The sequence below is a fragment of the Kitasatospora sp. NPDC087271 genome (assembly GCF_044744605.1).
In the GTDB taxonomy this organism is placed as follows: Bacteria; Actinomycetota; Actinomycetes; order Streptomycetales; family Streptomycetaceae; genus Kitasatospora.
Map to the genome: position 1 here is coordinate 1 of NZ_JBIUYQ010000004.1, position 23,119 is coordinate 23,119.

21 protein-coding genes and 1 riboswitch are annotated in these 23,119 nt (G+C 73.5%); of the genes, 13 read left to right on the forward strand and 8 right to left on the reverse strand.

Features of this window, described 5'->3' with window-relative positions; genetic code table 11:
* Positions 1-130: 130 nt before the first annotated feature.
* A complete protein-coding gene (locus ACIO9K_RS08780) occupies positions 131-1,078 on the reverse strand; it encodes an ROK family protein (RefSeq protein WP_363619089.1) in 948 nt (315 codons plus the stop codon).
* 293 nt (positions 1,079-1,371) lie between these two features.
* Here ACIO9K_RS08780 and ACIO9K_RS08785 point away from each other — a divergent pair, with 293 nt between their 5' ends.
* Entirely contained in the window at positions 1,372-2,652 is a 1,281-nt protein-coding gene (locus ACIO9K_RS08785; protein ID WP_363619090.1) for an extracellular solute-binding protein, read from the forward strand.
* Positions 2,653-2,701: 49 nt separating this feature from the next.
* Here ACIO9K_RS08785 and ACIO9K_RS08790 read toward each other — a convergent pair whose 3' ends face one another.
* Complete coding sequence (locus ACIO9K_RS08790) at positions 2,702-3,052, reverse strand: cupin domain-containing protein (RefSeq protein WP_363584874.1); 351 nt, start codon at positions 3,050-3,052, stop codon at positions 2,702-2,704.
* 67 nt (positions 3,053-3,119) lie between these two features.
* On the opposite strand from ACIO9K_RS08790, the gene ACIO9K_RS08795 reads away from it, so the two are divergent.
* Positions 3,120-3,380, forward strand: coding sequence for a DUF3263 domain-containing protein (locus ACIO9K_RS08795; RefSeq protein ID WP_363584876.1), 261 nt, complete (start codon positions 3,120-3,122; stop codon positions 3,378-3,380).
* A gap of 30 nt (positions 3,381-3,410) precedes the next feature.
* On the forward strand, positions 3,411-4,250 hold the full coding sequence (gene otsB / locus ACIO9K_RS08800) for a trehalose-phosphatase (protein WP_400328070.1): 840 nt from the start codon (positions 3,411-3,413) through the stop codon (positions 4,248-4,250).
* A gap of 46 nt (positions 4,251-4,296) precedes the next feature.
* Here otsB and ACIO9K_RS08805 read toward each other — a convergent pair whose 3' ends face one another.
* Positions 4,297-5,763, reverse strand: a complete 1,467-nt coding sequence (locus ACIO9K_RS08805) for a trehalose-6-phosphate synthase (RefSeq protein ID WP_400328072.1) — start codon at positions 5,761-5,763, stop codon at positions 4,297-4,299.
* A 50-nt stretch (positions 5,764-5,813) separates the two neighbouring features.
* On the reverse strand, positions 5,814-6,791 hold the full coding sequence (locus ACIO9K_RS08810) for a glucosyl-3-phosphoglycerate synthase (protein ID WP_400328400.1): 978 nt from the start codon (positions 6,789-6,791) through the stop codon (positions 5,814-5,816).
* A 171-nt stretch (positions 6,792-6,962) separates the two neighbouring features.
* Positions 6,963-7,099, forward strand: a riboswitch (SAM riboswitch).
* A 17-nt stretch (positions 7,100-7,116) separates the two neighbouring features.
* Between ACIO9K_RS08810 and thrC the strand changes: the two genes are divergently transcribed.
* From thrC to ACIO9K_RS08850, 8 genes are all read left to right on the forward strand, one after another.
* Entirely contained in the window at positions 7,117-8,397 is a 1,281-nt protein-coding gene (gene thrC / locus ACIO9K_RS08815) for a threonine synthase (RefSeq protein ID WP_363584884.1), read from the forward strand.
* A gap of 40 nt (positions 8,398-8,437) precedes the next feature.
* Positions 8,438-8,716 (forward strand): MoaD/ThiS family protein, encoded by a 279-nt coding sequence (locus tag ACIO9K_RS08820; RefSeq protein WP_363584886.1) that lies wholly within the window; start codon positions 8,438-8,440, stop codon positions 8,714-8,716.
* Between the two features lie 589 nt (positions 8,717-9,305).
* The gene (locus tag ACIO9K_RS08825; RefSeq protein ID WP_030289665.1) at positions 9,306-9,509 is read left to right on the forward strand and encodes a cold-shock protein; all 204 of its coding nucleotides are present in this window, start codon (positions 9,306-9,308) and stop codon (positions 9,507-9,509) included.
* Between the two features lie 346 nt (positions 9,510-9,855).
* Positions 9,856-11,478: a chaperonin GroEL gene (gene groL / locus ACIO9K_RS08830; protein ID WP_063348228.1), complete on the forward strand. Its 1,623-nt coding sequence runs from the start codon at positions 9,856-9,858 to the stop codon at positions 11,476-11,478.
* Between the two features lie 95 nt (positions 11,479-11,573).
* Positions 11,574-11,930, forward strand: coding sequence for a hypothetical protein (locus tag ACIO9K_RS08835; protein ID WP_363619095.1), 357 nt, complete (start codon positions 11,574-11,576; stop codon positions 11,928-11,930).
* Positions 11,931-12,062: 132 nt separating this feature from the next.
* A complete protein-coding gene (locus tag ACIO9K_RS08840) occupies positions 12,063-12,446 on the forward strand; it encodes a PadR family transcriptional regulator (protein WP_363619096.1) in 384 nt (127 codons plus the stop codon).
* Complete coding sequence (locus ACIO9K_RS08845; protein ID WP_363619097.1) at positions 12,443-13,441, forward strand: hypothetical protein; 999 nt, start codon at positions 12,443-12,445, stop codon at positions 13,439-13,441. The genes ACIO9K_RS08840 and ACIO9K_RS08845 overlap by 4 nt, the downstream gene beginning before the upstream one ends.
* A gap of 57 nt (positions 13,442-13,498) precedes the next feature.
* Entirely contained in the window at positions 13,499-14,185 is a 687-nt protein-coding gene (locus ACIO9K_RS08850; protein WP_363619098.1) for a copper homeostasis protein CutC, read from the forward strand.
* 57 nt (positions 14,186-14,242) lie between these two features.
* On the opposite strand, the gene ACIO9K_RS08855 is transcribed toward ACIO9K_RS08850, so the two are convergent.
* Both ACIO9K_RS08855 and ACIO9K_RS08860 read right to left on the reverse strand, forming a co-directional pair.
* Positions 14,243-16,294 carry an AAA family ATPase gene (locus ACIO9K_RS08855; protein ID WP_363619099.1) on the reverse strand — a complete coding sequence of 684 codons (2,052 nt, stop codon included), beginning with the start codon at positions 16,292-16,294 and terminating at the stop codon, positions 14,243-14,245.
* Positions 16,295-16,634: 340 nt separating this feature from the next.
* Positions 16,635-18,272 (reverse strand): DNA repair helicase XPB, encoded by a 1,638-nt coding sequence (locus tag ACIO9K_RS08860; RefSeq protein ID WP_063348223.1) that lies wholly within the window; start codon positions 18,270-18,272, stop codon positions 16,635-16,637.
* 189 nt (positions 18,273-18,461) lie between these two features.
* Between ACIO9K_RS08860 and ACIO9K_RS08865 the strand changes: the two genes are divergently transcribed.
* A complete protein-coding gene (locus ACIO9K_RS08865; RefSeq protein WP_280678786.1) occupies positions 18,462-18,713 on the forward strand; it encodes a hypothetical protein in 252 nt (83 codons plus the stop codon).
* A 20-nt stretch (positions 18,714-18,733) separates the two neighbouring features.
* On the opposite strand, the gene ACIO9K_RS08870 is transcribed toward ACIO9K_RS08865, so the two are convergent.
* Positions 18,734-21,235 (reverse strand): helicase C-terminal domain-containing protein, encoded by a 2,502-nt coding sequence (locus ACIO9K_RS08870; RefSeq protein WP_363619100.1) that lies wholly within the window; start codon positions 21,233-21,235, stop codon positions 18,734-18,736.
* A 343-nt stretch (positions 21,236-21,578) separates the two neighbouring features.
* Here ACIO9K_RS08870 and ACIO9K_RS08875 point away from each other — a divergent pair, with 343 nt between their 5' ends.
* Entirely contained in the window at positions 21,579-22,418 is an 840-nt protein-coding gene (locus ACIO9K_RS08875; RefSeq protein WP_363619101.1) for a hypothetical protein, read from the forward strand.
* Here the strand turns inward: ACIO9K_RS08875 and ACIO9K_RS08880 are convergent.
* Positions 22,315-23,049, reverse strand: a complete 735-nt coding sequence (locus tag ACIO9K_RS08880; protein WP_400328079.1) for a TetR/AcrR family transcriptional regulator — start codon at positions 23,047-23,049, stop codon at positions 22,315-22,317. The genes ACIO9K_RS08875 and ACIO9K_RS08880 overlap by 104 nt on opposite strands.
* Positions 23,050-23,119 lie beyond the last annotated feature (70 nt).

Sequence of the window (23,119 nt, forward strand, 5' to 3'; positions counted from 1 at the left end):
CCGGGCTCGCTCTCGCCTCCGAGGCCGGCGATCCGGTCGCCCCCGACGGCCAGGCGGCCGCCCTCGACGACGCCGCCGGGCAGGACCAGCCGGGCGCCGGCCAGTGCGGTACGGTCACGGTCCGCGGTGGTCACGCGGTCACCTCCATGGAGAGCAGATCCCAGGCGAGCAGGCCCGCGCCCAGGGACGCGGCGGTGTCTTTGAGCATGGCGGGTACGACCTTCGGGGGCATCTGGAAGGTCAGGCGCTCGGTGACCGCCGTGCGCAGCGGGCCGAAGAGCGTGTCACCGGCCTCGGCCAGCCCGCCGCCGACGATCACCGTGGACGGGTCGAGCAGGCTCTGGGCGAGCACGATCCCGTCGGCGAGGGCGTCGACGGCGCCCTGCCAGACCGCGAGCGCGCGGTCGTCCCCGGCGTCCACCGCGGCGGCGCAGGATGCCGCGTCGGCGTCGGGGTCGCCGCTGGCCGCGGCCCAGGCACGGGACACGGCGGAGGCGGAGGCGAGCGTCTCCAGGCAGCCGCGGGCGCCGCAGCCGCACTGCGGTCCGCCCGGGCGGACCACGACGTGGCCGATCTCGCCGCCGTAGCCGTGCGCGCCGGCCTCGATCCGGCCGCCGATGCCGATGGCACCGGCGATGCCGGTGCCCAGCGCGATGAACAGGAAGCGGTCGACGCCCCGGCCGGCGCCGAGCCGGCCCTCGGCCAGGCCGCCCGAGCGCACGTCGTGGCCGAGCGCGACGGGGATGGCGGCGCGGTCGGGCCCGGCCAGGCGCTCGCCCAGGAGCTTGCGCAGCGGGAGGTCCCGCCAGCCGAGGTTGGCCGAGTAGACCGCGATGCCGTTCCTCTCGTCGATCGTGCCGGGGACGGCGACGCCGGCCGCGAGCGGGGCGACGCCGAAGCGGCCCCGGCCCTCGTCCGCCAGGTCGGCGGCGAAGTCGAGGATGGCGGCGACCACGGCGTCCGTGCCGTGCTCCCGCCCGGTCGGTCGGCGTGCTTCGAACAGCACGGAGCCGTCCTGGGCGAGCAGCGCGGCCTTCATGCCGGTGCCGCCTACATCGAGTGCGATGACGTGCTTCACGGAGGACAGTTTCCCTTGGTCGGGTAGAAGAGGTCTAGTCCAGTTGTCGGATTGGTCTGGTCCAAAGTAGGTGAGCTTTGTCGCAGATGGGGGCAGTGTGAGCGGCTTTGCGCCAGGCGCCTTCCGTTCACCTTCTGTTGCGCATCGTGCAATGACGTCCGCACTTCGATAACTACTCGGCGGGCTCGGCGCAGTGGTGTGGACCACTGCCGGGTGGGTTTGGCAGTGTTGCGCCTCCCCCCTCCCGGATTCCCCCGTCCGGTCGCAGTTCTCCCCTGAAGGCGGTACCCGCGTTGAACAGGCGCGCCCACGTTCCCACCCGCGTCCTCGGCACCGCGCTGGCCGGAGCACTGGTACTCACCGCCGTCAGCGCCTGCGGCGGGCAGGAGGACGGGCCGGTCACCCTCAAGCTGGTCGCCGCCGACTACGGGGAGAGCGCCGACACCAGCTCCAAGCTGTACTGGGACGAGATCGCGCGCGGCTTCGAGGCCGCCAACCCCGGCATCAAGGTCGACGTCGAGGTGGACAGCTGGACCGACATCGGCAAGAAGGTCGACGACATGATCGCGGCCGGCAAGTCCCCCGACCTGCTGCAGACCGGCGGCTTCGCCGACCAGGTCGCGGCGGACCGGCTGTACCCGGCCGCCGACGTGCTCTCGATGGACACCCAGGCCAATTTCCTGGACACCTTCGCGCACGCCGGGCAGGTGCTCGGCACCCAGTACGGCATCCCGTTCGTCTCCTCCTCCCGGGTGCTCTTCTACAACAAGGCGGTCTTCCGCCAGGCCGGCATCACCCAGCCGCCGGCCACCTGGAACGAACTGCGCCAGGACGCCGAGAAGATCAAGGCCAAGGTGCCGGGCGTGACCCCGTACGGGCTGCCGCTCGGGCCGGAGGAGGCGCCGGCCGAGTCCATGCTGTGGACGCTGAGCGGCGGCGGCAGCCTCTCCGACGACGTCGGCAACTACACCATCGACAGCGCCCAGAACCAGGCCACCTTCAGCTGGCTGAAGAACAACCTGGTGGCCACCGGGCTGACCTATCCGGACCCGGGCAAGATGAACCGCACCCCGGTCTTCCAGGACTTCGCGGCCGGGAAGGTCGCGATGCTGAACGGGCACCCGACGCTGCTGCGGATGGCCACCGCCGGGAAGATCGACTTCGGGACGGCGCCGATCCCCAAGAAGGACGGCGTGGGCAAGACCGGCAGCCTCGGCGTCGCGGACTGGATGATGGCGTTCAAGGCCAACGGGCACAAGAACGAGATCAAGAAGTTCCTGTCCTTCGCCTACTCCCGCGAGTTCCAGCTGAAGTTCGACGAGCAGTACAACCTGCTGCCGGTCACCCAGGACGCGTTCAACCAGATGACGTCCGACCCGAAGCACGAGGACCTCAAGCAGTTCGCGGTCGGGCTGACCAACGCCAGCTTCTACCCGTTCGGGGACCCGGCCTGGGGCGACGTCAGCAACCGGATCAAGGCCGGGATCGGGCAGGCCGTCACCGGGGACCCGAAGCAGGCGCTCGCCGGGCTGCAGGACGCGGCGGTCAAGGAGGCGGCCCGGGTCCGCAAGTGAACCCGGGCCGGGGCGCCCTCCAGGGGCGGGGTCGTCAGGGGCGGGCTCGTCAGGGGAGCGTGATGGCGTAGGCCTTGCGGAGCGTCTCGTGGACCGTCCAGGTGGTCCGGTCGCCCTCGCGCAGCACGGCGCAGTCGCCCGGGCCGACCTCCAGGGTCGGGCCGCCCTCGACCTCGATGGTGGCCCGGCCGCTGAGCACCACGAACAGCTCGTCGGCCTCCACGTCGGTGACCACGCCGGGGGTGATCTGCCAGATGCCGCGCAGCTGGCGGCCGTCGGGGGACTCGGCGAGGACCAGTCCGGAGACCTCCGGGGTGCCGGAGACGATCTGGGCCGGGTCGAGCGGATCGGGTTCGAGGTCGGCGGTGGGGATGTGCACGGCGAAGCTGGGCGTGGTCATACCGCCGACGCTAGCCGGGGCGGCCGGGTGCCGGAGGGCGCACAGTGTGTCCGGCTCACGCGGGAGAATGACACTCCGTAGTGATGGCGGAGGTGTCCTGGTGGGCGAGCTGAGTGAGCGGGACGTGGCGGTGCTGGCCCTGGAGGGGCGGCAGTGGCGGACGGCCGGGGCCAAGGAGCGGGCGATCCGGGAGGAGCTGGGGCTCTCCTCCACCCGGTACTACCAGCTGCTGAACGCGCTGCTGGACCGGCCGGAGGCCCTGGCGCACGCCCCGGTCCTGGTGAACCGGCTGCGCCGGATCCGGGAGGCCCGGCGGGCGGCACGGTAGCGGGACGGGGCCGCGGGGTAGGGCTCGGGCATGGGCTTTGACGAGAAGTGGGCGCCGGTCACGGCTGCCGGTCGGGACGGGCTGCGGGCGATCCTGGCGGCGCCGGGCGAGGCGGTGATCGCGCTGGACTTCGACGGGACGCTGGCGCCGATCGTGGCGGATCCCGATCGGGCGCGGGCACATCCGGGGGCGGCGGCCGCGCTGCGGGCGCTGGTGCCGGCGGTGCGGGCCGTGGTGGTGGTGACGGGTCGGCCGGCCGCGCTGGCGGCGGAGTACGGCGGCCTGGACGGGCTGCCCGGGGTCGTGGTGCTGGGGCACTACGGCGCCGAGCGCTGGGAGGGCGGCGAGGTGACCGCGCCGCCGGTGCACCCCGGGGTGGCCGGGGCGCGGGCGGCGCTGCCTGGCCTGCTGGCGGCGGCGGGGGCGCCCGAGGGGACGTGGCTGGAGGACAAGGGTCGCTCGCTGGCGGTGCACACCCGGCGCACGGCGGCGCCCGAGGAGGCGCTGGAGCTGCTGCGGGCGCCGGTCGGCGAGCTGGCGGCCGGGCACGGGCTGGTGGTGGAGCCCGGGCGGCTGGTGCTGGAGCTGCGGCCGCCGGGGGTGGACAAGGGCGCGGCGCTGACCGGTTTCCTGCGCGAGCGCGGGGCAGGTTCGGTGCTGTACGCGGGGGACGACCTGGGGGACGTGGCGGCCTTCGCGGCGGTGGAGAAGCTGCGCGGCGAGGGGGTGGCGGGGCTGCTGGTGTGCAGCGGCGCGGTGGGGGACGCGCCGGTGCGCGAACTCGCCGACCGGGCCGACCTGGTGGTCCCGGGCCCGGCCGGCGTGGTGGAACTGCTCGCGGCGCTGGGCGCGGCCGTCGGCGCGGTCTGAGCCGGACGGCAGCGCGTTGAGCGGGCTCAGAGCGCGTTGAGCCGGTTCACAGCGCGTTGAGCTGGTCGAGGAACCACTGCTGCGGGGGCAGCGCGGTGGCCGCCGCCGCGAGGCGCTTGGTGCGGTCGGCGCGCTCCCCATCGGGCATGGTGAGGCCGGCGTGCAGGGCGTCGGCGGTGGCGATGACGTCGTACGGGTTGACGGTGAGCGCGTCCTCGGCGAGTTCGGCGTGCGCGCCGGCCTCGCGGGAGAGCACCAGGGCGCAGCCGTGGTCGGACACCACCGGAACCTCCTTGGCGACCAGGTTCATGCCGTCCCGGATCGGGTTGACCAGGGCCACGTCGGCGAGCCGGTAGGCGGCCAGGGAACGCGGGAAGTCGTCGTCGACGTGCAGGATCAGCGGCTGCCAGGCGGGGGTGGCGAACTCGGCGTTGATGTCCTCGGCGAGCCGTTGGACCTGCGCGGTGTAGGCGCGGTACTCGGCGAGGTCGGTGCGCGAGGGGTAGGCGAAGGCGATGTGCACCACCCGGTCGTGCCATTCGGGGCGGGTGCGCAGCAGGTGCCGGTAGGCCTGGAGGCCGCGGACGATGTTCTTGCTCAGCTCGGTGCGGTCGACCCGGACGATGGTGCGCCGCCCGCCGACGGCCTCGCGGAGGGCGGCGAGGCGTTCGTCGACGTCCGGGCGGTGGGAGCGCTCGCGCAGGAAGTCGGCGTCGGCGCCGAGCGCGTGCACGCCGAGCCGGGTGGTGCGGCCGGCGTGGGTGACGGTCATGGCGTCCCGGTCGACCTCGGCACCGAGCAGGTCGGCGCAGCAGTCGGCGAAGGCCAGCGCCCAGCGGCGGGTCAGGAAGCCGGCCCGGTCGGCGCCCAGGATGCCGGTGAGGACGGCCTCGGCGACGTCGTCGGGCAGCAGCCGGAAGTACTCGGGCGGGGCCCACGGGGTGTGCGAGAAGTGGCCGATCCGCAGGTCGGGGCGGGCGGCGCGGAGCAGGGCAGGGGTCAGCGAGAGGTGGTAGTCCTGGACCAGCACGGCGGCCCCGGGGGCGGCCTCGGCGGCCAGCGCCTCGGCGAAGGCGGCGTTGTAGGCGCGGTAGGCGGCCCACTCGGTGCGGAACCCGGCGTCGAAGGCGGGGGCGGTGGGGGTGGCGTAGAGCAGGTGGTGGACGAACCAGAGGGTGGAGTTGGCGACGCCGTTGTAGGCGCGGGCGAAGGTGTCGGGATCGATGTCCAGCATGCGGACGGCCTGGCCGCCCACGTCGTGCCCGGCGAGGTCGAGGCGGCCGTCCGGGGCCCCTCTGGCGGCCTGCCGGTCGGCCGCGCCGAGGGCGGCGCAGACCCAGACGGCGTCGGGGTCGTCGATGGCGGAGAGGCCGGAGACCAGGCCTCCGCCGCCGCGGCGGAGGGTCAGCGTGCCGTCGTCCGCGGTGCTGAACGACACCGGTCCCCGATTGGAGGCCACCAGGACGGGGGCGGTGCCGGTCGCACTCGAACGTTCGGTCGTGAGATCGCCCATGGTTGGTACGTTGCCGGGGCTCCGGAGCGGCAAACCCTTTCGGTGGGTGTTCAGTGTCGGGTCGCGTACTCGGGCACGGTGTGCATGGGCGGGCGTTCCAGGGCGGTCACCGGGTGGGTGTGGGCGGTGAACTCCCGGCTCTGCGGGTCGCGGGTGAACTGGGTCAGCAGCGGGTGGACCAGGTCGGCCGAGGCCTTCAGCCGGTGGGTGCGGTCGAGGCGTTCGAGGGCGGTGCGGTAGATGGTGGCGGCCATCCGGCCGAGGGCCTGGCCGTCCTGGTGCCGGTGGTGCCGGACGCCGACGTCCACCTGGGCCAGGGCGTCCAGCCCGACCGTCTCCAGCGCGTCGACCAGCAGGCCGAGTTCGACGCCGTAGCCGGTGGGGAAGGGGAGCCGTTCGAGCAGCGCGCGGCGGGCCGCGTACTCGCCGCCGAGCGGCTGGACGAAACCGGCGAGTTCCGGCCAGTGCAGGTTGAGCAGCGGGCGGGCGACCAGTTCGGTGACCCGGCCGCCGCCGGCCGGGACCACCGCGCCCTCGGTCTCCAGCGGCCGGTCGTACATGGCCTTGACCAGCTGGATGTCCGGTTCGGTCAGCAGCGGGCCGAGGATGCCGGAGACGAAGGCCGGGTCGAACTCGCGCAGGTCGGCGTCGACGAAGCAGACGATGTCGCCGCGGGTGACCAGCAGCGAGCGCCAGAGCACCTCGCCCTTGCCGGGGACGGCGGGCAGCCGGGGCAGGATCGCGTCGCGGTACTCCACCCGGGCGCCGGCCCGGGCCGCGACGGCGGCGGTGGCGTCGGCCGAGCCGGAGTCGACCACGACGAGTTCGTCGACCAGCGGGAGGCGCTCCATCAGCTCGCGGCGGATGGTGCGGACGATGTCGCCGACGGTGGCCTCCTCGTCCAGCGCGGGCAGCACCACGCTGACCGTGTGGCCGGTCCGGCGCTTGGCCTCCAGCAGGGAGTGCACCGGCCGGTCGACCGCGCTCCACGAGCGGCGGCGCAGCCAGGACGCCGCCTGCGGGAGCAGCGCGGGGGTCGGTTCGGCGGGCACGGGACTCTCCTCGGCGGGGTCGGTGGGACGCGCCATCTCGCGTGGCGGACGATCCCGTTCGGGGTTGACGCCTTCGGATACAGTCTTCGTACAGCGGCCGGACCTTTGCACGCCGGGGTCGCCGTTGAGCACCACCACAATTTCACAAGCTCATCCAGAGGGACTGAGGGAACGGCCCGTTGACGTCCCGGCAACCTTCTCGCGCGGCTGTCTGTCGACAGGCCCCGGCGGGACAGGTGCCAATTCCGGCCTGTGGCGCGACCGTGCCACGGGGAAGATGAGGAGAGAGGCCTCCGCCATCATGGCTATCGACACTGTCGCACCCGCATCCGTGGACCTCGGCCCCGCCACCGCGCTGTCCTGTCGGGAGTGCGGCACCCGCTTCCCGCTCGGTCCGAGCTTCGCCTGCCTGGAGTGCTTCGGCCCGCTGGAGATCGCGTACGACTTCGGCAGCGAGGACGCCGAGGCGCTGCGCCGCCGGATCGAGGCCGGCCCGAGCTCGATCTGGCGCTACGCGCCGCTGCTGCCCGTCCCGGCCGACGTCGCCACCAAGCCCAACCTGAACCCCGGCTGGACCCCGCTGGTCAAGGCGGACAACCTGGGCCGCGAGCTGGGCTTCACCGCGCAGCTGCACATCAAGGACGACTCGGGCAACCCGACCCACTCGTTCAAGGACCGCGTGGTGGCCTGCGCCATCGAGGCCGCGCGGGCCTTCGACTTCACGACGCTCTCCTGCTCCTCCACCGGCAACCTGGCCGGCGCGGTGGGCGCGGCGGCCGCCCGGGCCGGCTTCAAGTCCTGCGTGTTCATCCCGCACGACCTGGAGCAGGGCAAGGTCGTCATGGCCGGGGTGTACGGCGGCGAGCTGGTCGGCATCGAGGGCAACTACGACGACGTGAACCGCTTCTGCTCGGAGCTGATCGGCGACCCGGCCGGCGAGGGCTGGGGCTTCGTCAACGTCAACCTGCGCCCGTACTACGGCGAGGGCTCCAAGACGCTGGCGTACGAGATCTGCGAGCAGCTCGGCTGGCGGCTGCCGGAGCAGATCGTCATCCCGATCGCCTCCGGCTCCCAGCTGACCAAGATCGACAAGGGGCTGCAGGAGCTGATCAGGCTCGGCCTGGTCGAGGACCGGCCGTACAAGGTCTTCGGCGCCCAGGCGGCGGGCTGCTCCCCGGTGTCGGCGGCGTTCAAGGCCGGCCAGGACGTGATCCGCCCGGTCAAGCCGGACACCATCGCCAAGTCGCTGGCGATCGGCAACCCGGCGGACGGCCCGTACGTGCTGGACATCGCCCGGCGCACCGGCGGCGCGGTCGAGGACGTCACCGACGCCGAGGTGGTGGACGCGATCCGGTTGCTGGCCCGGACCGAGGGCGTCTTCGCCGAGACCGCGGGCGGGGTGACCGTCGGCGTGCTGAAGAAGCTGGTGGAGACCGGCCAGCTGGACCCGGCCAAGGAGACCGTCGCGATCAACACCGGCGACGGCCTGAAGACCCTGGACGCCGTCGCCGGGGCCGGGATGACCGCCGTCATCCGCCCGACCCTGGCGTCCTTCCACGACGCCGGCCTCGCGTCCGCCTGAACACCCCCCACCCCGCTGGGCCCTGTCCGCTAGGAGAACCATGAGCGCCAACGTCCGTATCCCCACCATCCTGCGCACCTACACCGGCGGCGCCGCCGAGGTGGCCGCCGAGGGCGCCACCCTGGGCGAGGTCATCGCCGACCTGGAGAAGAACCACGCGGGGATCGCCGCCCGCATCCTGGACGACGCCGGCAAGCTGCGCCGCTTCGTCAACGTCTACGTGAACGACGACGACGTGCGCTTCGCCGAGGGCCTGGCGACCGGGATCGCGGACGGCGCCAGCGTCTCGATCATCCCGGCGGTGGCCGGCGGCTGCTGAGCCGCGCCCCGATCCGGGCACCCCGCCCGAGCCGCTCGTCCGACCGGCCGTCCGCGCGTACGGAATTCCGTTCTCCGTACGCACGGGCGGCCGGCCGCATTTCGGCGGGAATATGGCGGGGTCAAGTCGGAGTAGAGTGTGGCTCGGTTGGGAACAGGGCTTCCCCTCATCCTCACCCGCGAATCACCCGCGAATCGCCGGACGGTCGTCCGGCCGCTGAGACCGGTCGGGTGCCTGGGCCGTGAAACATGTCAGGCAGATGTCAGAATTCCCGCGGGGATTTGTAGTAATCCGTCCGCTATGTCCGGCGTGAAATGCCGAATTCCTCCCGCTTTGGCCCGTCCTGCCCCTTGGCGCGGTGCCGGAATTCCCCGCAGCTGACCCTGTTGCAGAGGGCGTCGATCCGGATACATTCAGCCGCGGTCGACGTAATCACCCGCTCACAGGGCGCCGTCAGGCACCCCCGGCGGAGGGTTGCGGCGTGCACGGCTGCGCCCAGGGGGGGTTCCCCGGGCCGGCCTTCAAACCAGACCCGGGCCCGCGACCTGCGGGCGCGTGAAGGGCCAGCACAGCACTAGGGGAGTTCGGAATGGCTCAGGGCACCGTCAAGTGGTTCAACGCGGAGAAGGGCTACGGCTTCATCGCGGTCGACGGTGGTGCGGACGTCTTCGTCCACTACAGCGCGATCCAGATGGACGGCTACCGCACCCTCGAGGAGGGCCAGCGGGTCGAGTTCGAGATCTCCCAGGGACAGAAGGGCCCGCAGGCGGACATGGTCCGCGCCGCGGTGTGACCCCCTTCCGACCCCAGGAGCTCGGCGCGGCCCACGGCTGGTGACCACTCGCTTCTCGACGGGCCCGTGCGACACGCGTCGTACGGGCCCGTCGGCGTTCCCCGGCGGGGAGTTGCGCGGGTCGGCGGGAGCGCCCCGGGCGGCTCGCGGGATCGCGATTGGGCTTGCACTCGACCACCCCGAGTGCTAATTATTGGCGTTAGCACTCACAGCGTGAGAGTGACAGCGGACCGGGTCGGTGAGGCCCCCGGGAGCGGTAGGGGAAAGGACCCCCGCACACCAGGGCCGTCCGTCGCGGGCACCCCTTGGTCCGAGCAGTCGACCGTGTCCCGGAGGACCACTTCTGATGGCCAAGATCATCGCCTTTGATGAGGAAGCTCGCCGCGGCCTTGAGCGTGGCATGAACCAGCTCGCCGACGCAGTGAAGGTCACGCTCGGCCCCAAGGGTCGCAACGTCGTGCTGGAGAAGAAGTGGGGCGCCCCCACGATCACCAACGACGGTGTCTCCATCGCCAAGGAGATCGAGCTCGAGGACCCCTACGAGAAGATCGGCGCGGAGCTCGTCAAGGAGGTCGCCAAGAAGACCGACGACGTCGCGGGTGACGGCACCACCACCGCCACCGTGCTCGCCCAGGCCCTGGTTCGCGAGGGTCTGCGCAACGTCGCCGCCGGCGCCAACCCGATGGCCCTGAAGCGCGGCATCGAGAAGGCCGTCGCCGCCGTCTCCGACCAGCTGCTGGCCCAGGCCAAGGACGTGGAGACCAAGGAGCAGATCGCCTCCACCGCCTCCATCTCGGCCGCCGACACCCAGATCGGCGAGCTCATCGCCGAGGCCATGGACAAGGTCGGCAAGGAAGGCGTCATCACCGTCGAGGAGAGCAACACCTTCGGTCTGGAGCTCGAGCTCACCGAGGGCATGCGCTTCGACAAGGGCTACATCTCCGCCTACTTCGCGACCGACCTGGAGCGCATGGAGGCGACCTTCGAGGACCCCTACATCCTCATCGCCAACTCCAAGATCGGCTCGGTCAAGGACCTGCTGCCGCTGCTGGAGAAGGTCATGCAGAGCGGCAAGCCGCTCGTCATCATCGCCGAGGACGTCGAGGGCGAGGCCCTGTCGACCCTGGTCGTGAACAAGATCCGCGGCACCTTCAAGTCCGTCGCCGTCAAGGCCCCGGGCTTCGGCGACCGCCGCAAGGCCATGCTCGGCGACATCGCCATCCTCACCGGTGGCACCGTGATCTCCGAGGAGGTCGGCCTCAAGCTGGAGAACGCCGGCATCGACCTGCTGGGCACCGCCCGCAAGGTGGTCATCACCAAGGACGAGACCACCATCGTCGACGGTGGCGGTGACAGCGAGCAGGTCGCCGGCCGCGTGAACCAGATCCGCGCCGAGATCGAGAACAGCGACTCGGACTACGACCGCGAGAAGCTCCAGGAGCGCCTCGCCAAGCTGGCCGGCGGCGTGGCCGTCATCAAGGCCGGCGCGGCCACCGAGGTGGAGCTCAAGGAGCGCAAGCACCGCATCGAGGACGCCGTCCGCAACGCGAAGGCTGCCGTCGAGGAGGGCATCGTCGCCGGTGGCGGCGTCGCGCTGCTCCAGGCCTCGGTCGCCTTCGACAAGCTGGAGCTGGAGGGCGACGAGGCCACCGGTGCCAACATCGTCAAGGTCGCGCTGGAGGCCCCGATCAAGCAGATCGCGACCAACGCCGGCCTGGAGGGTGGCGTCGTGGTGGAGAAGGTGCGCAACCTCCCCGCCGGTCACGGCCTGAACGCGGCCACCAACACCTACGTCGACCTGATCGCCGAGGGCATCATCGACCCGGCCAAGGTGACCCGCTCCGCGCTGCAGAACGCCGCCTCCATCGCGGCGCTGTTCCTCACCACCGAGGCCGTCATCGCCGACAAGCCGGAGAAGGCCGCTGCGGCCGCCGGCGGCGGCATGCCGGGCGGTGACATGGACTTCTGATCCTGATCGCACCGATCGGATCGGCTGGTTCCCGATCGTGTGGGCGGTCCCCTTCGGGGGGCCGCCCACACGGCGTTCTACCGGAGAATGGACAGATGGCTTCCGACGACATCGAGACCGCGCTGCACAACGCGCGGGCGCTGATCCTGGCCGACCTCACCGCGCGGGACGTGGCGGACGCCGCCGTCGTCTCCCTGGTGGAGCAGGCCGTGACGCACCGCCGCTGGTGGCTGGAGCAGTGGCCGGACGGCACCGGGTACGTGCTCGGGCTGGTCGCCCAGGACGTCCAGGACGCGCTGCTGGAGGCGTACGGGCGCTGGCCGCTGTGCACCGCCTGCGCCGCCGACGGGGACCCGCACGCGCTCGGCGTGGAGCCGGAGCTGGGGCCGGAGCCGCACTGGGTGTGCGGCAAGCAGGGCGCGGTGGTCGCGCCGGTGGGGGAGCTCTCCTAGCCCGCTCGTGGTCCGTTCCCAGCCTGCTCCTGTCCCGCTCCTGGGCCGTTCCCAGCCCGCTCGTGGTCCGCGTCGTGGACCGGGCGGCGGGAGTACTGGACCTATAGGTAGGTTGACGATATATGTAGTCGTATGACTGAACGCTCGATGCAGGAGCCGACGCTGCTGCTGCTCACCGCTCTGGCGGACGCCCCGAGACACGGCTACGCCCTCATCCAGGAGATCGCCGCCATCTCCGAGGGCCGGGTCAAGATGCGCACCGGCACCCTGTACGGCGCCCTCGACCGGCTGCTCCAGCAGGGGCTGATCGAGGTCGCCGCGGAGGAGGTCGTGGACGGGCGGGCGCGGCGCAGCTACGCGCTGACCAGCGTCGGCCGGGAGGCGCTGGCCTCCGAGGCGGAGCGGCTGCGGGCCGTCGCCACCGAGGCGGAGCGCCGTCTCGCGAACGTCTGGTCGGCGCTCCAGGGCAAGCCGGAGCCGGAGGGGAAGTCGACGATGAGGGGGTTCTTCGCATGACGATGACCACACCGACGATGGGGGCGCCTTCGGCCGCGCTGCGGGCGGCGTTGCAGTTCTACCCGCCCCGCTACCGCCGGGAGCGCGGCGAGGAACTGGCCGCGGTGTTCGCCGACACCACGGCGGAGGCGGGCCGCTCGGCCGTCGCCCGTGAGGCGTTCGACCTGGCCGCGTACGGGCTGCGGGTGCGGCTCGGGCTGACCGGCTCCTCGCTGGCCGGGCGGGTGCTCGCGCTGGCCGCGCCGATGGTCGCCGGGGCGCTGGCCGGTGCGGCGCTGGTGCCGTGGGTGAGCGATGCGGAGCGGGCCGCCCGCCGGCTGACCTGGGACCCCTCGTACACCACGTACGCGCTGACCATCGCGCCGCCGGTGATCGCGCTGCTGCTCGCGGTGGCCGTCGTGACGGGGCGCTGGACGGCGGTGCGGGTCATCTCGCTGCTCCAGGCCGTCTCCGCGCTGTTCGTGCTGGCGCAGGCCGTCGTGCTGCCGCCGGAATTCGACCTCTGGGGGGTGGGGGACAGCAGCGTGGCCACCATGCCGTTCGTGCTGGGGGCGCTGCTGCTGGCCGCGGCGCCGACGGAGTTGCTGCCCAGGGCCTCCTGGCGTTCCGGCGGGCTGGCGCTGGCATCGGTCCTCGGGGGCGGGCTGCTGGTGGCGCTCCAGCACTGGGGCGACTCCACCTTCCCGCTGGACATGCAGTGGTTCGCGGCGCTGCTGATCGGGCCGCTGCTGCTGACCTTCACCGCGCTGCGCGGCCGGGTGCTGCCGGCGGCCGTCGGGGTCGCGGTGCTGTCGCTGACGATGTTCGCGGGCCTGTTCAACATCTGGCGCGAGGGCCGCGGGTTCTGGCACGTGCTGCCGATGGCGGCGCCGGTGCTGCTGCTCCTGGTGGCGGCCGCGGTGGCGATGCGCCGGATCGGGGCCGGCGACGGGCCCGGCGGACGGTTCGGCGGATGGTTCGGCGGGGACTCCGGGAAGGGGCGCAGCCTGGCGTGACCCGGGGGGCGGGGCGAAGTGCTCGCCGGGCCCGGCCGGATGTGGCAACCTACTGATATGTCTAGACCAATTTTCGAAGTCATCGCGCTGACGCCCCAGGACGCCCAGGCTGCCGAGTCGGGCGGCGCCGACCGGCTCGAACTGGTCACCGACATGGCCGCGGACGGGCTCACCCCGTCCGTCGAGGACTTCGCCCGGATCCGGGCCGCCGTCGACATCCCGCTGCGCGTCATGCTCCGGATCCGGGACGGCTTCGCGCCCGGCGACCTGGACGAACTGGCCGCCCGGGCCGCCGCGTTGCGGGCCGAGGGCGCCGAGGAGTTCGTCTTCGGCTTCCTCCACGCCGACGGCGCCGTCGACCTGGCCGCCACCGCCGCCGTCGCCGAGGCGGTGGCCGGCTGCCGCTGGACCTTCCACCGGGCGATCGACCACAGCACCGACCGGGCCGCCCTGCGGTCCGCCGTCGGCGCGCTGCCCGGGCTGGACACCTTCCTCACCTCGGGCGCGCCCGCCGGCGTCGACGCCGGGTACGAGGTGCTCCTGGCGGAGCTGGCCCGCGCGGGCGAGCCCGGGTACGGGCAGCGGATCCTGATCGGCGGCGGCCTGCGGGCCGAACACCTGAAGGGGCTGCGGGCCGAGGGCTTCGACGGCTTCCACGTCGGCGGCGCGGTGCGGGTCGACGGCTGGCGGACGCCGGTGGACGCGGCGAAGGTCGCCGAGTGGCGGGCCCAGATCGACGCCTGAGCGCGCGAGGAGGGCGGGGGCCGGTCCCGGTGGGGCCGGCCCCCGCCGCTCGGTTCCTCAGCGCAGCTGCGCGGGCAGCGGTTCGCCGTGCAGCACCGTCAGGCCGGAGACGGCACGGGTGAGCGCCACATACAGCCGCCGCAGGCCGGTCCGCTCGTCCGGCTCGCCCGCGATCACCGCGGCCGGCTCGTCCAGCACCACGTAGTCGTACTCCAGACCCTTGGCCAGCGAGGCCGGCACGAGCGTCAGCCGGGCCTCGGCGCTGGTCTCGGCGCCGGGGGACAGGTACGGCAGGCCGGCCGCGGTCAGCGCCTCGGCGAGCAGCGGGATCCGGGCGTCGGCGGCGATCAGTCCGGTCGAGCCCTCGTGCTCCAGCGCCTCGCGGCAGGCCGCCACGACGGCGGGCACGGCCTCCGCGTCCGGGAGGCGGCGGATCGTCAGCGAGCCGGGGGCGTCGCGGACGGAGGTCGCCGGGGCCAGGCCCGGGGCGATCGCCGGGAGCAGCCGGGAGGCGTACGCGATGACCTCCTCCGGCACCCGGAAGCCCTTGGTCAGCTCCTCGACGTGGGCGTCCGGCTTGCCCAGGTGGCGCAGCGCGTCCGGCCAGCTCGCCGTCGCCCACGGGGTGGTGCCCTGGGCGAGGTCGCCGAGGACGGTCGCCGAGCCGGTCGTGCAGCGCCGGCCGACCGCTCTGTACTGCATCGGGGAGAGGTCCTGCGCCTCGTCCAGCACCACGTGCCCGAGCGAGGGGGTGCGCTGCACCAGGTCCGTCGCCTCGTCGACCAGGACGGCGTCGGCCTGCGTCCAGCGGGCCGTCTTCACCGAGCGGCCCGGCTTGGGCCACAGCACCGCCTGCTGCTCCTCCGGGGTCAGCACGCCCTCCGCGCAGGCGGCCAGGAACTCCGGGTCGGAGAGCAGCCGCAGCACCAGCTTCGCCGGGTCGACCGCCGGCCAGCACTCCTTGGCCACCGCCTTGACCGCGGCGTTGCGGGCCACCGCGTCCTGCACCCGGTCGTCGGGGGCCTCGCCGGACTGTTCCATCTTCAGCAGCACGGTGTGCGCGATCCGCTGCGGCAGGGCGTCCCTGGCGGCGCCGTAGCGCACCTCGCGGCTCTTCAACTCCTCGATGATCGCGGTGAGTTCGTGCACCTGGACGCGCCAGCGGCGGGAGCCGCGGACCACCACGCAGGGCTCGGTGGGCAGCGTGATGCCCGCGCGCACCGCCCGGCGCAGCACCTCGGCCATCCGGGCGTCGCCCTTCAGCCGGGCCGCCCGCGGGTCGTCCTCGCCGCGCACCTCGACGTGCCCGACCAGCTGCTGCACGGTCGCCTGGTTGACGTCCAGCTCGCCCAGGGCCGGGAGCACCTGCTCGATGTAGGAGAGGAAGGCGTTGTTCGGCCCGATCACCAGCGTGCCCGTCCGGGCGAGGCGCTCGCGGTGCGCGTACAGCAGGTACGCGACGCGGTGCAGGCCCACGGCCGTCTTCCCGGTGCCGGGGGCGCCCTGGACGCAGATGGTGCCCGTCACGTCGGAGCGGACGATCTCGTCCTGCTCGGGCTGGATGGTGGCGACGATGTCGCGCATCGGGCCGACGCGGGGCTTCTCGATCTCGGCGGCGAGCAGGGCGGAGGCGGTGTCCGCCTCCGCCGGGTCGCTCAGGTGCTCGTCCTCGTAGGCGGTGAGCTCGCCGCCGGTGTAGCCGAAACGGCGGCGGCGTTCGACGTCCAGCGGCTCGGTGCGGCTGGCCCGGTAGAACGGTTGGGAGACCGGCGCGCGCCAGTCGATCACCATCGGGTCGCCGTCGGCGTCGTGGACGTGCCGGCGCCCGATGTAGAAGCTCTCCCCGCCGCCTCCTTCGCTCAGCTCCTCGCTGATCGTGTGCAGGTAGTCCAGGCGGCCGAAGAACAGCGGGGTGTGCGAGAGGTCGGCGAGGGCGGCGATCCGGGCCTCGATCTGGTTCTGGAGGACGGCGGCGGACACCCAGGTGCCGGTCACGTCGCGCAGGTCCAGCGACTGGACGTCCTCGCGCATCGCTCGCAGCGCGGACCGGGACGCGGCCAGGTGGTCGCGTTCGCGCTGGAGGGGGTCGGTGGTGGGGGTGGCGGGCACAGCGAACCTTCCCGGCTGCGCCGGAAGCGGGCGCAGCGGATCGATGGAGCTCACGGTGGGTACGGCCGACCGGTTGCCGTGCGGTCGGCGCCTCCCCCGGCTGCCCGCGCGACTTCAGCGGGTACCACGGTTCGGGAGGGGGCAGACGGACGATCCTAGACCCGTGCGCCCCGGGGTTCCAGCCCCGCAGGTCCCGGGCCCGCGGGTCCCGGCCCCCGTACGGCCCGGAGGACGTGCGCGACGGCGGCGCCGCCCCGGGCACCGCCGCGCGCGTGGTCCTCCTCGGGCGCGACGGTGTCCGGTACCGGGGCGTGTCCTGCCGCACGCCCGGCCGCACGCCCTACAGCACGTCGTCCGCGTCGATGATGCGGTACGCGTAGCCCTGCTCGGCCAGGAATCGCTGCCGGTGGGCGGCGAAGTCCTGGTCCACGGTGTCCCGGGCGACCACCGAGTAGAAGTGCGCCGAGTGGCCGTCCGCCTTCGGACGCAGGACGCGGCCCAGGCGCTGGGCCTCCTCCTGGCGGGAGCCGAACGTCCCGGAGACCTGGATGGCCACGGTGGCCTCGGGCAGGTCGATCGAGAAGTTCGCGACCTTGGAGACCACCAGGACGCCGATCTCCTTGTTGCGGAACGCCTCGAACAGCTTCTCGCGCTGGGCGTTGCTGGTCTCGCCCTTGATCACGGGCGCGTCCAGCACCTCGCCGAGCTCGTCCAGCTGGTCGATGTACTGGCCGATGACCAGCGTCTGGTCCTTCTCGTGCTTCTTCACCAGCGCCTCCACCACCCGCCGCTTGGTCGCCGTGGTGGCGCAGAAGCGGTAGCGCTCCTCGGGCTCGGCGGTGGCGTACGCCAGGCGCTCCGAGTCGGTCAGGGTGACCCGCACCTCGCAGCAGTCGGCGGGCGCGATGTAGCCCTGTGCCTCGATCTCCTTCCACGGCGCGTCGAAGCGCTTGGGCCCGATCAGGCTGAACACGTCGCCCTCGCGGCCGTCCTCGCGCACCAGCGTCGCGGTCAGGCCCAGGCGGCGGCGGGCCTGGAGGTCGGCGGTGAACTTGAACACCGGCGCCGGCAGCAGGTGCACCTCGTCGTAGACCACCAGGCCCCAGTTGCGGGCGTCGAACAGCTCCAGGTGCGCGTAGGCGCCCTTCCGCTTGGTGGTCATCACCTGATAGGTGGCGATGGTGACCGGGCGGATCTCCTTGCGCGTCCCGCTGTACTCACCGATCTCCTCCTCGGTGAGCGAGGTGCGCTTGACCAGCTCGTGCTTCCACTGGCGGGCCGAGACGGTGTTGGTGACCAGGATCAGCGTCGTCGACTTGGCGTGCGCCATCGCGGCCGCGCCGACCAGCGTCTTGCCGGCGCCGCAGGGCAGCACCACGACGCCCGAGCCGCCGTGCCAGAAGCCCTCGACGGCCTGCGCCTGGTACGGGCGCAGCCGCCAGCCGTCCTCGTCCAGCTCGATCGGGTGCGCCTCGCCGTCCACGTACCCGGCGAAGTCCTCGGCCGGCCAGCCGAGCTTGAGCAGCACCTGCTTGATCTGGCCGCGCTCGGAGGGGTGCACCACCACCGTGTCCGGGTCGACCCGGGCGCCGACCAGCGGCGCGATCTTCTTGGAGCGCAGCACCTCCTCCAGCACCGGCCGGTCGGTGGTGGCGAGCACCAGCCCGTGCGTCGGGTGCTTGAGCAGTTGGAGCCGCCCGTAGCGGCCCATGGTGTCCGCCACGTCCACCAGCAGCGCGTGCGGCACCGGGTAGCGCGAGTACGTCACCAGGGCGTCGACCACCTGCTCGGCGTCGTGCCCCGCCGCCCGCGCGTTCCACAGCCCGAGCGGCGTCACCCGGTACGTGTGCACGTGCTCGGGGGCGCGTTCCAACTCGGCGAACGGCGCGATGACGCGGCGGCACTCGGCGGCCTTGGGGTGATCGATCTCCAGGAGAAGAGTTTTGTCGCTCTGGACGATGAGCGGTCCGTCGTTCACGCGGGGAAGCCCTCCACTGGCTGACAGGCTGGATTGACGCAGACCCTCCAGTGTCGCGCATTCCGCGGCGAACGTGGTCGGGCTCCTTCCGAACGGGAACGGGCTCCTTCCGTTCGTACGGGCGACCGAGCCCGCGCTCCGGGCGACGGCGCCGGGTGACCGCGGTGCGCATCGCTCGTTGAGCCGGTCATGAAGAAGTCGAAGCGCGTTCTCACCGCTCTCGCCCTGATGGGCACGGCCTTCGCGGCCACCGCCTCGTCCGCAGGCTCCGCGCACGCCCTCGCGGGGATCGGGGAGGGGCCCGGCGGGCTGCTCGCCGCGCCCGGATTCCTGATCGCCGACCAGGTCGGCGGCGGCTCGCTGCCGGTCGGGCAGGGGGAGATCGGCAGCCTGGCGGACAAGGCCGTCAAGGAGAAGATGAAGGAGTCGCAGGGGCACTGAGCCCGGCCCTGCCGCCGGGGTTACTCGTCGAGCTCCGCGACGCCGGTGATGCGGTGCAGGGCGAAGGTGCGGAGCTCGTCGGCGTGGTGGTCGAAGGCGGTGACGAAGCCGCCTTCGACCTTGACCGGGTCGATGATCCGCTGGCTGGCGATGCCCTCGGCGTTGAGGTAGCCGATCCACATCCGTTCGCCGAGCAGGACGGCGGTCTGCAGGGCCGCGAGGGTCTCGGCGGCGGCGGTGCGGGGCAGCTGGCGCGGGTCGGGGGTGGAGTCCCGGCGGTTGACGGTGGCGGCGCGGTCGCCGGCCCGGATGGCCTTGATGGCGGCGGCGAGCAGGGTGTCGTCCGGGGTCGGCGGGCCGTCCGGGACGGGCGCGGGGGCGGTGCGGGGCGGGGTGCGGTGGCTGTCCTGGCGGGTGATCAGGACGTCGCCCTCGGCGGACTCGGCGGCCGGGGCGTAGCCCATCGCGCGCAGGGCGGCGAGCAGGGCGTCCGGGGCGGCCTGGGCGGCGAGGACGGTGGGGGCGAGCAGCCGCAGCCGCAGGTCGGCGGAGCGGCGGTCGGCGAGGACCTCGTTCAGCAGGGACGGGTCGTCGCAGCGCAGGTAGGAGGAGGCGGCGCCGACCCGCAGGACGCCGTGCCGGCGGGCGACGTCGTCGATCAGGTAGGCGAGCGGCTGCGGGACGGGCGTCCGGGAGTGCTGCTCCAGGAAGGCCCGCAGGTCGGCGGCGGTGCGTCCGGCGTCGAGGGCGCGGCGGACGGACACCGGGGTGAAGCGGTAGACGGTGGCGCCGCCCTTGGACTCGATGTCGGCGCACAGCGCGAGGGCCTGGGCGAGCGGGGTGAGCAGCGGGCCGGGGGCGATCGCGGTGAGGTCCGGTTGCAGGATCACGTGGTCGAGCGGCTGCGGCAGCAGCGGGGCGAGCACCTCGGCCGGGTCGGATTCGGCGGTGAGCAGGGCGCGGGCGGGGGCGGCGAGGGCGCCGCGGCCGGTGACGCCGAGGAGTTCGGCCTCGGCGAGGGTCCAGGCGGTGAGGTCGTCGCGCAGCTCGTGGCCGTCCGGGCCGGTCGGGCCGCCGCGCAGCGGGCGCTGCCAGCGCAGGGTGGGCAGGAGTTCGGCGGCGGTGGCGGGGGTGCCGGGCGGGAGCTCGGCGAGCAGCGCGAGGGTGGCGCGGCGGACGGACGGGGCGAGGGTGCGGTCGAGTTCGGGCCCGAGGGCGGCGCGCGGCTTGCCCTTGCCGTCCGGGGTGCCGGTGAGGGCGGGGACGCGGGTGGCGGCGAGCCAGGCGGCGGCGAGGACGGACCAGCGTTCGGCGGTGTCCCGCTGGAGCCAGCCGTCGTAGGCCGGGGTCGGGGCCCAGCGTTCGTCGGCCTCGCCGTCGGGGGCCAGCAGTCCGGCGGCGTAGGCGAGTTCGAGCCAGAAGGCGGCCTGCTGCTCGGTGGTCTCCAGGGCCTGTGCGGTGCGCTTGAGGTCGCGGACGCCGAGGCCGCCGGCGCGCAGCGTGGGCGGCGGGGTGAGGCCCCAGGTGTCGAGGAGTTCCTCGACGGTCTTGACGGCGGTGTGGGCCTGGCCGGCCGCCGCGCCGTCCACAGCCTGTGGATCGCGCGGGGCGGCGGCCGGGGCGGGCTCGGGCTGGACCGGCTCGACGGCGCGGTGGGTGCGGCCGCCGCGCAGGTGCAGGGCCAGTTCGCGCGGCAGGACGACGCTGCCCGGCCCGCTGGGCAGCAGCAGCCCGCGGGCGAGCAGCCACTCGACGGGGCTCTGCGCGTCCTCGGCGGTGACCGGGCGGGTGGCGTCCGGGACGGTGCCGGTCGGCGGCCCCCAGACCAGCCGTTCCAGCAGCCGCAGCGCCGCCTCGGGGGCGGTGTCGAGCAGCGCCGCGCAGCGGGCGCGGTCGTTCAGCAGGGAGGTGAGCGCGTCGACGGCGGTGACCGGGTCCGGGGTGGCGGGCTGCCCGGCGGAGGCGAGCAGCTGTTGCAGCCGGGCCGGGGACATGCCGACGGTCGCGTCGGAGAGGGTCGGGCCGAGGCCGGTGCGGCCGGGGTTGGCGGCCGTCGGGGCGAGTGCCTCGCGGACGGCGAGGACCAGCCGCAGGCCGTTGTCCGGGCCCCAGAGCAGCGCCCGGTCGCGCAGGGTGGCGATCGCCCGGGGGAGGGCGGCGGCGACGGCGGACCGGTCGGCGGGCGTCAGCGGGGTCGCGCCGGGGTGCGGCTTGACCTTGGCCGGGCCGGTCAGCAGGGTGCGGACGGTGGCCAGGCCGGTGCCGTCCGGGGCGGTGGCCAGGGCCTCGGCGACTTGCAGGGTGAAGCGGTCCAGGCGCTCCAGGGCGCGCAGCGCCGAGGCGCGGGAGGAGAGCCGGGCGGACAGCTGGGTGAGGTCGCCGGGGACGGGGTTGAGCAGGTCGGGGCGGGAGCGGAGCAGGGCGGCGAGCGCGTCGTCGGGGCGGGCGCGCAACTCCTCGGCGAGGGTGCGGGGGCCGGCGGCGGACCTGCCCTGGCGTTGAGGGCCCTGCTGTGTGGTCATTCGACCTAGGTTAGTCGGGCGGGCGGACGGCGGGGTGTCCGTGCGGCGGCCCGTGGTGGACCGGTCCTCAGGACTCGCGCGGGCGGGGGCGGGGTGGGTAGCGTCACGGCCGAGGGTGGTCCGGTGGGCCGGGGTTCGGGCGCGAGGCGGGGTGTCGGTGATGACGGACGGCGAGTGGTGGCGCAGGAGCGGGCCGTGGAGCGGCCGTTCGGGGGGCGGGGCCGGGGCCTCCGGCGGGTCTGCCGGGTCCGGTGCTGCCGGTGACAAGGGTGGTTCGGGCGGTTCGGGTGCATCCGGCGCCTCCGGTCCGTCCGGTCCGTCCGGTGCCTCCGACGGGGACAGCGTGTACGACACGGCGGCGCCGGGCGGCGGGACCCCGTCGGTGCCGTTGGACCCGCCCCGGACGCCGCGCACCCCGGGGGCCGGGGCGCCGCCCGTCCAGCTGGACAAGCCGCGCTTCGACGGGCCCGAGGACGATCCGGGCTCCATCCCGCCGCCCCAGGTGTACAGCTCCGGCGCGAACGGCTGGGATCTGGTGCTGCTCAACTTCTCGGACGCGCCGCAGGCTCCGCCGAAGCCGATCCCCGAGCAGCGTGCCGGGGACGGGGCGGGAGCGGCGGGTGCGCAGGCCGCCGATCCGGCGGGGGCTGCGGCTGGGGCGGCTGCGGCGGCCTCGGCGAAGGGGAAGAAGCAGCGCAAGGCCAGGTGGAGGGCCGCCGCCGCGGGGAAGGCGAAGGCGCAGCCGACCGCCCCCGCCGGCCAGGCCGGTGCCGGTGCGGGCGCAACTGCCGGTGCGGGCGCAGGTGCGGGCGCGGGCGTCGGGGCCCGTCGGCCGTCCCTGCTGGTCCTGCTCTCCTGCGGGCTGCTGATCGGCGGCGCCGCCATGAGCTTCTTCCCGGCCATGCTGGTCGGCTGGGCCCTCGGCTACCTGTCCCGCCAACTCTCCGATCTGATGCGCAAGTTCGTCATCCTCGGGATCCCGCTGATCACGATGAGCGCGGCCACCCTGCACGCCATGCAGGCCAAGCCGGGTGCCCAGGGCGGCGCGGGCGTGCAGGCCGGTGCGCAGTTCAGTCAGATCAGCTGGTCGGCGGCCCCGGGCGTGCTGCGCCTGTCGGCGGTGCTGTCGGCGGTGGTGCTGCTGCTGTTGAGCCTGCGCCGTCGTCCGCCGCAGCAGGGCTGACGCCCGGGACGAGGGCGGCGAAGCCGGTGCAGAGCAGTCGGATGCTCTGGGTGAACTTCTCGTCCTGGCCGATTCGGGGGATCAACTCGCCCATGATCAGCGGAAACTCCGCGCACAGGTCGGTGTAGAGCTCGGCGCTGACGGGTGGTGGGGCCGGTGGCTGGTTCTGTTCCTGGAGGACGAAGCCGGTGACGTGGCTGAGCAGGATGTCGGCGGCGATGCCGCAGTGGACGGTGGGCAGGCCGGCGTCGAGGAGGGTGCGCAGCAGGCGTTCCATCAGGGAGAGGCCGCCGGAGCTGAGGACGCCGGGGCTCTCGGCGAGGAGCAGTGCGCCGCCGGGGTGTTGCTGGATGCTGCGGCGCAGGGTGGCGGCCTGGGCCTCGACCCGGTCCCGCCAGGTGGTGTCGGGGGGGAGGGCGGCGAGGGCCGCGGTGCCGGTGTCGTAGGCCTGTCGGCAGACGCGGTCGGCCATCAGGGTGAGCAACTCGTCCTTGCCGCGCACGTGGTAGTAGAGGCTGCCGGCGTGGGCGTCGAGGCGGTCGGCGACCTGGCGCATGGACAGGTTGTGGTAGCCGACCTCCGCGAAGACGGCCATGCCCGCATCGACGATGCGCTCCTTGGTGAGCTTCATGGCTCCACCGTACAACGCTTTCCAACACTGTTCGAAAACTGTGCTAGCTTTGCCCTGCCCGGTTTTCGAA

Coding starts and splice junctions, on each gene's coding strand:
- ACIO9K_RS08790 (WP_363584874.1), bottom strand. CDS start 3,052: ATGACCACGCCCAGCTTCGCCGTGCACATCCCCACCGCCGACCTCGAA.
- ACIO9K_RS08850 (WP_363619098.1), top strand. CDS start 13,499: ATGTCTAGACCAATTTTCGAAGTCATCGCGCTGACGCCCCAGGACGCC.
- ACIO9K_RS08820 (WP_363584886.1), top strand. CDS start 8,438: ATGAGCGCCAACGTCCGTATCCCCACCATCCTGCGCACCTACACCGGC.
- ACIO9K_RS08795 (WP_363584876.1), top strand. CDS start 3,120: ATGACACTCCGTAGTGATGGCGGAGGTGTCCTGGTGGGCGAGCTGAGT.
- ACIO9K_RS08880 (WP_400328079.1), bottom strand. CDS start 23,049: ATGAAGCTCACCAAGGAGCGCATCGTCGATGCGGGCATGGCCGTCTTC.
- otsB (WP_400328070.1), top strand. CDS start 3,411: ATGGGCTTTGACGAGAAGTGGGCGCCGGTCACGGCTGCCGGTCGGGAC.
- ACIO9K_RS08845 (WP_363619097.1), top strand. CDS start 12,443: ATGACGATGACCACACCGACGATGGGGGCGCCTTCGGCCGCGCTGCGG.
- ACIO9K_RS08840 (WP_363619096.1), top strand. CDS start 12,063: ATGACTGAACGCTCGATGCAGGAGCCGACGCTGCTGCTGCTCACCGCT.
- ACIO9K_RS08865 (WP_280678786.1), top strand. CDS start 18,462: ATGAAGAAGTCGAAGCGCGTTCTCACCGCTCTCGCCCTGATGGGCACG.
- groL (WP_063348228.1), top strand. CDS start 9,856: ATGGCCAAGATCATCGCCTTTGATGAGGAAGCTCGCCGCGGCCTTGAG.
- ACIO9K_RS08805 (WP_400328072.1), bottom strand. CDS start 5,763: ATGGGCGATCTCACGACCGAACGTTCGAGTGCGACCGGCACCGCCCCC.
- ACIO9K_RS08870 (WP_363619100.1), bottom strand. CDS start 21,235: ATGACCACACAGCAGGGCCCTCAACGCCAGGGCAGGTCCGCCGCCGGC.
- thrC (WP_363584884.1), top strand. CDS start 7,117: ATGGCTATCGACACTGTCGCACCCGCATCCGTGGACCTCGGCCCCGCC.
- ACIO9K_RS08835 (WP_363619095.1), top strand. CDS start 11,574: ATGGCTTCCGACGACATCGAGACCGCGCTGCACAACGCGCGGGCGCTG.
- ACIO9K_RS08825 (WP_030289665.1), top strand. CDS start 9,306: ATGGCTCAGGGCACCGTCAAGTGGTTCAACGCGGAGAAGGGCTACGGC.